Consider the following 6985-nt stretch of genomic DNA (forward strand, 5'->3'; position numbering starts at 1 on the left):
GAAGGAGGCCCGGCGAAACGTCCGGTGCCGCGCCTAAGCTGGTAGTCGTGACTAACGATGCCCAGCTCCCCGGTTCCCCCTCCGTTAATGCGCCGGACTTCGTCGGCAGCGCGCCGCCCCCTCCAGGCACCGTCCAGCCCGCGCCCGGCACCGTCCAGCCGCCGCCCGAGACCCAGCCGGAGACGACGGCCCAGGCGGTGCCGGATTTCGCGTCGCGGGTGCGCGGCTGCCTGCTCGGAGGCGCCCTCGGGGACCAGCTGGGGGCCGCCGTGGAATTCGACTCCTTTGAGTCGATCGCCGGGCGCTTCGGGGCCGAAGGGCTGCTGGACTTCTCCCAGCTGCCGGAGCCCGGCCACTTCACCGACGACACGCAAATGACGCTCTATACCCTCGACGGGCTGACTGAAGCGCTGGAATGGGCCAATGCCGGTACCTCCGCGGACGAAGCCGCCTGCCTCTGGCTTGCTTATCTGCGCTGGTACGCCACCCAGGAAGGCCGCTTTCCCGACAATGCTCCGGAACCCCAGCCGCGCTGGATCGACGGACAGGAAGTGCTGCACGCACGCCGCGCCCCCGGCACCGCCTGCCTCTCCGGCCTGGCCACCGGCGAGATGGGAACCCGCGCGCGCCCGGTCAACCCGGACTCGAAAGGCTGCGGCACGGTGATGCGGTCGGCTCCGTTCGGGCTGCTGCCGTTCGTCGACGACCAGACGGTCCAGCGGCTGGCCACGGACGGCTCGGCGCTCACCCACGGCCATCCGACGGCACACCAGAGTGCGGCGGCGTTCGCCACGCTGATCCGGCTGCTGGTGCATGAACAGGCGACCCTGCCGGGCGTCGCCGTGGCCATGCTGGCCCGTACCGAGCAGGACCAGGGTGCCGCCGAGTTGGCCGGGCGGCTGCGCGCCGCCATCGAGTTGTCTGCCCGCGGTCCGGTGGCGCCGGCGGAGCTGACCGCCACGCTGGGCGAAGGCTGGGTGGCCGAGGAGGCCCTGGCCATCGCCCTGTACGCAGTCTTGGGCACGGCGGACAGCCCGACGCCGGAGCACCATTTCCGCAGGGCCGTCGCCGCGGCCATCAATCACGACGGCGACAGCGACTCGGCCGGCAGCCTCGCCGGGAACCTGCTGGGCGCCCATTACGGCGAAGCGGCGTTGCCCGCCGAATGGCTGGCCGTGCTGGAGGCCCCCGACGTCATCCTCGGCATGGCGGAGCGCTTCCTGGCGCAAACCCAGGCGTGAGCCCGTGAGCCACGACCGCACGGCCCCGGCGCTGCCACGCCAGGACGGGAAGACGATCATCGTGACCGGTGCCAGCGCCGGCCTCGGCTACTTCGCGAGTGAACAGCTGGCGGCGGCGGGAGCCACGGTGATCATGGCGGCCCGTGATGCGGCACGCGCCCGGGCAGCCATGGAGGCCGTCCGCCGCACGGTGCCCGGCGCGGACGTGCACTTCCACGAGCTGGATCTTGCCAACCTGGCCTCGGTCCGGCAGGCGGCAGGGGAGCTGGACGGGCTGGGGCGCATCGATGCCCTGCTGGCCAACGCCGGGGTGATCGGTTCCCGGGAGCTGCAGTTCACCGCCGACGGCGTCGAGCTGCAGTTCGGCACCAACCACCTGGGCCACTTCGCACTCGTCGCCAGGCTGATGCCCGCCCTCCGCCGCAGCCGGAGCCGCGTGGTGCACGTCGGCAGCATCAGCCACCGCTGGGTGCGGCCGGACTTCCGCCGCGCGGCTGTGCCGGCCCGGTACTCCAGCCACCGGTCCTATGCCTTGTCCAAACTGGCGGTGATGAGTTTCGGATTCGAGCTGGCGCACCGGCTGGACGCGGTCGGCTCGCCGGTCTCCTCCGTGGTGGCGCATCCCGGTTACGCGCGGAAGTACTTCACGCCCGACCGGCCGGGTTTGAAGCTCTCCCGCCCGGCGGCCGGCTGGCAACGGGTGCTTTTCGGGCTGGTGGCGCAAGGCAAGGATGCCGGAGCCCGGCCGCTGGTGCACGCCGCAGCCGGCGCGGACGTCCGCAACGGCGACTACTGGGGGCCGGACGGACTGCTGCAGCTGACCGGACGCCCCGCCGCCGTCGCGCCGCAGCGGCACGCCCGCGAGCGCAACGCCGCCTCCCGGCTGATCGACCTGTCCGAGGAGCTCACCGGGGTAGGCCTCCGGCTCTGACTCCGGGTCGCCGGACCGGGGACCAGGTGGTCAGGCGCTGTGCGCAGGCCAGCGGCCGCCGATCATCTGCAGGAACTCGCCTTCGGACAGCACCTCGATCTGCTGGCCCTTGCTGTGCAGCTGCAGCACCTTGTGTGCCTTGGCCGTGACCCGGCCGCTCTTGAGGTCGGAGGCGACGAAACCGTCGCCGACGACGAGCACAGTTGTCTTCCGTGTGACGTTGCTGGCAGGCTGTGCTCCCAGCTCTGCCGCGCGGTTCTTCGCCTCCTGGCGGGACAGGCCCAGATTGCCGGTGAAGACCACGGTCTGGCCGTACAGCGGGTGGGAATCGTCGGCGTCCTGGTTGGGCTCGGGGTTGTCCCCCTCGTCCGGCCAGTACGTCCAGGCCGACGACGGCGCCGCTCCCCCGGCCGCACCCAGCGCCTGCCGCTCCAGTGCCGTCCTGGTGGGTTTGGATACCGCTGCGCTGCCGTGGAGGTAGGCCTCCAGCCGCGAGGCGCGCAACTGCATCGCGGTCAGCAGGTCGGGAATGCTGCCGGCCGAATTCCGGCCGGCGATGTCGATCATGATGCCGGCACAGGCCCGCGCGTCCGCCACGGCGTCGTGGTGGTTGTGCAGCGGCACGCCCGCGGCCTCGGCGACGAACGGCAGGGAATAGGACACCAGCGAATAGCTGCGCCGCGACAGGATGACGGTGCAGGCGTAGTCATAGGCCGGCCCGGAGAGTTCCGAGACCTCCAGAGCGGATCGGATCACGCCCATATCGAAGGCGGCGTTGTGGGCTACCAGCACATCGGAGCCGATAAAGGCCGCCAGGTCGGCGAAGATCTCGCCGAAACGGGGCTTTCCCGCCACCATGCCCGCGGTGATGCCGTGGATCTGGACGTTGCGCCGGTCGAAGTGGTCGAAGCCCTCCGGCGGGCGCATCAGCCAGGACGCTTCCTCGACGATCCGGCCGTCACGGACCTTGCTCAAGCCCACTGAGCATGGTGAGCCCCTAAAACCGTTTGCCGTCTCGAAATCGATCGCCGTGAAGTCAACTGCCACGCGTTCAACCCTAAGTGACGGCACGGACGGTTCTGCGCCTGCAACACGCGCCGACGGCGGCCCCCGGCACGAGCGCCGGGAGCCGCTGTCCTGGTGTCCAGTCGAGTTGGATCAGGGCGTGGCCCGGCGGAGGGTCAGGTAGGACCCGCCCGCCAGGACCGCGCAGAACAGCGCCGTCCAGCCGGAGGTGCTCAGCGGTGTCTGGGCCGCGAGCCACCCGCCCACGGCCGGCCACCAGCCCTGCCAGCTGATCAGGCCAAGCAAGCCGATCAGGACTACAGCGATCACGATCCATGTGACCAACATCCCGGTCGCCTGCCAGCGCTTGTAGATGGTGGCGAACCAGAAACCGATCATGAACAACGCCACCATGACGATGAAGTAGAACAGGATCTGCACCACCGGGTTGCTGTCGGCGATCCAGTCCAGGGCATACAGCCGGCCGTTGAAGCCCCAGCCGCCGGTGGCAACTTCCAGCAGGCCCAGCAGGTAGTAAAGGACGCTGACGGCAAGGGCGACGACGGCGAAGAGACCGACGGTGCCGAGGTAGAAGGTACGGCGGCTCACGCTCATCGCCTGCGAGAACGGGAACGTCAGTGTCAGCGACTGGATGCCCAGCGCCAGGAAGTACCACATCACCGCCTGCGCGGTCCCGGAGTACAACGTCTCGCCGGTGGCAGGGATCATCGCCCAGATGGCCAGGGTGATCAGGAACGAAGCCAGCAGGATCACGGCGGGGATGCCCAGGAAGGTCCACTTATTGATCAGCTGCATGCGCGCTACGTTGATGACTCGATTCATTTCAGGACCTCCAGTTCGGAGTAGGTATCGGCGGCGGCATCGGTGGCAGCAGTGGTCTTCCGCACCACCAATTGCTGGAGCGACACCGGCGCCAACTCGACATCGAGTTCCGCAGCCTCGGCACGTTCGGCATCGGACAGCCTGCCTTCGATGGTCCACGAGGCCAGCGAGCCCAGAGATTCCCGATGCAACACTTGCCGTCCGGCCGCGAAGGAGCGGACGGCTGCCGCGTTGCCGGCAACCGTAAAGGCCGTCCCGCGGATCGCTTCAGCGTCGTCGTCCATGATGATCCGGCCGCGGTCGATCAGCACGACGTGCTCCAGCAGGTTCGCCACTTCGTCGATCAAGTGCGAGGAAAGGATGATGGTGCGCGGATGGTCGGCGAAGTCCTCGACCAGCCGGTCATAGAAGATCTGGCGGGCGACGGCGTCGAGCCCCAGATACGGTTCGTCGAAAAATGTTATCTCGGCGCGGGACGCCAGCCCGATAATCACGCCGACGGCGGAGAGTTGGCCGCGGGAAAGTTTCTTAATCCGCCGTTTGGGCGGGAGCTGGAAATCCTCGACCAACCGATCCGCGTAGGCCTGGTCCCAGTGCCGGAAGAACAGTGCGGCGGACTTGAAGGCCTGCCTGGGAGTGAAATCATCCGGGTACTTCTGTGATTCCCGGATAAAGCAGATCCGGGACAGCACGGCGTCGTTTTCATACGGGTGCTGCCCGAAGACCAGCGCCTCACCGCTGGTCTGGAAGCCCTGGCCGGTGAGCACCGACATCAGGGTGGTCTTGCCGGCGCCGTTTCGGCCCAGCAACCCGTAGATCCGGTTGCCGTCCAGGCGAAGACTGACGTTGTCCAGCGCCTTTGCGTCGCGGTAGGACTTGCTCACCTGCCTCAGTTCGATGGCGGGTGTGTTCTGGTAGTTCATGGGGACACGCTTCCCTCGGTCATGTCGCTGGTGGACTCGGTGCGGTTGAGCATTGCGGTCAGCTGTTCGGTGCTGATGCCTAGTTTTCGTGCCTCCCGGGCCATCGGCTGAACATACTCCCGGTAGAAGTCGTCACGGCGACGGGCCACTAAACGGGAGCGGGCACCGGCGGCTACGAACATGCCGATCCCCCTCTTCTTGTACAGAATCCCGTCATCGACCAGGCGGTTGACGCCTTTAGCCGCAGTGGCGGGATTGATCCGGTAGAAGGCGGCGAATTCATTGGTGGACGGCACTTGGCCTTCTTCGGCCAGCACGCCGTCGACGATGTCGTTCTCAATGCGTTCGGCAATCTGCAGGAAGATCGGCCTTGAGTCGTCGATCACGGCCACTCCTTCCCCGGGTCCACTCCACCGCTTGTTCGGTGAAGTGGTTCATTACTCATGAAACTAACCATACAAATGCGTGGCGGAAGCGTCAACTGGCCCGAGAGGGGCGGGAGGGCCAGTGGACAACGCGGTGGCAGCCGTGGCACGTGGCAAGGGCCCGCGGGCAGCGCGGTGGCGGCCGTGGTACATGCCAAGGGCCTGCGGGCAGCGCGATGGCAGCGGTGGTACCAAGGGCCTGCGGGCAGCGCGATGACGGTAGTAGCCCGTCAAGGGCCTCCGGGCAGCGCGGGACGGCCGGGAAGAAGATCTTGCGGGAAGCTCACGTCTCGGAAGGCGCAGCCGTGGCCGCGGCCAGGGATGACAGGCCGCCTGAATTCACGGCGCCGTGGGAGGAACTGAAGGATCGGGAAGGGTCCGCAGGGCCGGAAGCGGGCCTGCGGGAAGGGAGATCAGCCCTTGGCAGCTGCGGCTACGCCCGCCGGTTCCTGATCTTGCGGATCCTGGTGGTGAGCCAGTACAGGCCCGCAACAACGACGACGGCAATCACGATCTTTTGGAAGATGCCGGCGTACTCCTCCACGATGTGCCAGTTCTCCCCCAAATAGAAGCCGGCCAGCACAAAGATGCTGTTCCAGATCAGGCTCCCGGCTGCGGTCAGTCCGAGGAACTTGCCCATGGGCATGCGCTCGATGCCGGCCGGGATGGAGATCAGGCTGCGGAAGATCGGAATCATGCGGCCAAAGAAGACGGCCTTGTAACCGTGGCGGTTGAACCAGGCTTCCACCTTGTCCACGTCTTCCACGTCGACCAACGGAAGCTTGTCGGCGATGGCGCGCATGCGCCGTCGGCCCAGCCAAGCCCCCAGCCCGTAAAGCACCCACGCGCCGATAATCGAGCCCAGAGTGGTCCAAACGAGCGCCTCGACAAGGCTGAAACTGCCGCGGCTGGCCGTGAAGCCTGCCAGCGGGAGCACCACTTCACTGGGCAGCGGCGGGAAAAGGTTCTCCAGCGCGATAGCCAGGCCGGCGCCGGGCGCCCCGATGCCTTCCATCAGCGCCACGGCCCACTCCGCCACCCCCGTGAGGGCAGAGGAATCGTCTGCGGGTTGGGCAGGGCGGGGACCGGACATCAAGAAAGGGATCAGCATGCTCATCGTGTACAAGTCTGCCTTACCGCGCCCATCAAGACCGAACCGGGCGTCGGGTCTGGACGGTCAAGCACCCGACAAGGGGCAGATCGCTTCCAAGATCCGCAGTGATAAGTCAATTGCCATCAGCGCTGGATGCGGCGAACTGCGCCGACACATAAGTCCGGGGCGTCGACAACGCCGTGCCCGCTCGTGCCCACTCCCCTACAGTCGCTTTAACGAGGGGCGCGGACCTGGAGGCGCCCCTGACAGCAAGTGTGCCCGGTAGTGGTGGCGGGGTCGAGGCGTAGGTGTGTCCGGTGGGGGTGGTGGTTTCGACCGTGTGGTGTGGTCCTTCGAGGGTGCGGCTGGACCAGCCTTCGGCTTCCTTGGACTGGTTGCATTGTTCGCAGAGTCCGTGGCCGTTGGCCATGGTGGTTTTGCCGCCTTGTGACCAGGGCACGATGTGGTCGATGTGCCGGATCGGGGCGTCGCACCAGGGCCTGCCGCAAACGGCGTCGCGGGCG

General features: G+C 67.4%; 8 protein-coding genes. 2 read left to right on the plus strand and 6 right to left on the minus strand.

What is annotated here, in order from left to right; genetic code table 11:
- Positions 1-197: 197 nt before the first annotated feature.
- Positions 198-1241, plus strand: coding sequence for an ADP-ribosylglycohydrolase family protein (locus AC5RVD_RS14275; protein WP_494127285.1), 1044 nt, complete (start codon positions 198-200; stop codon positions 1239-1241).
- Positions 1242-1245: 4 nt separating this feature from the next.
- Entirely contained in the window at positions 1246-2172 is a 927-nt protein-coding gene (locus tag AC5RVD_RS14280) for an SDR family NAD(P)-dependent oxidoreductase (protein WP_494127276.1), read from the plus strand.
- Between the two features lie 30 nt (positions 2173-2202).
- Here AC5RVD_RS14280 and AC5RVD_RS14285 read toward each other — a convergent pair whose 3' ends face one another.
- The 6 genes from AC5RVD_RS14285 to AC5RVD_RS14310 form a co-directional block, all read right to left on the minus strand.
- Complete coding sequence (locus AC5RVD_RS14285; RefSeq protein WP_494111228.1) at positions 2203-3219, minus strand: 3'-5' exonuclease; 1017 nt, start codon at positions 3217-3219, stop codon at positions 2203-2205.
- Positions 3220-3330: 111 nt separating this feature from the next.
- A complete protein-coding gene (locus AC5RVD_RS14290) occupies positions 3331-4020 on the minus strand; it encodes a hypothetical protein (RefSeq protein ID WP_494127277.1) in 690 nt (229 codons plus the stop codon).
- Positions 4017-4943, minus strand: a complete 927-nt coding sequence (locus AC5RVD_RS14295; RefSeq protein ID WP_494127278.1) for an ABC transporter ATP-binding protein — start codon at positions 4941-4943, stop codon at positions 4017-4019. Before AC5RVD_RS14295 ends, AC5RVD_RS14290 begins: the two co-directional genes overlap by 4 nt.
- Positions 4940-5329 (minus strand): GntR family transcriptional regulator, encoded by a 390-nt coding sequence (locus AC5RVD_RS14300; protein WP_494127279.1) that lies wholly within the window; start codon positions 5327-5329, stop codon positions 4940-4942. Before AC5RVD_RS14300 ends, AC5RVD_RS14295 begins: the two co-directional genes overlap by 4 nt.
- Positions 5330-5801: 472 nt before the next feature.
- The gene (locus AC5RVD_RS14305; RefSeq protein WP_494111224.1) at positions 5802-6479 is read right to left on the minus strand and encodes a DedA family protein; all 678 of its coding nucleotides are present in this window, start codon (positions 6477-6479) and stop codon (positions 5802-5804) included.
- 115 nt (positions 6480-6594) lie between these two features.
- Positions 6595-6985, minus strand: a 391-nt coding sequence (locus AC5RVD_RS14310; RefSeq protein ID WP_494127280.1) for an HNH endonuclease, incomplete at its 5' end; no start/stop codon positions are given.

It is taken from the genome of Arthrobacter sp. THG-b23, from assembly GCF_059091265.1.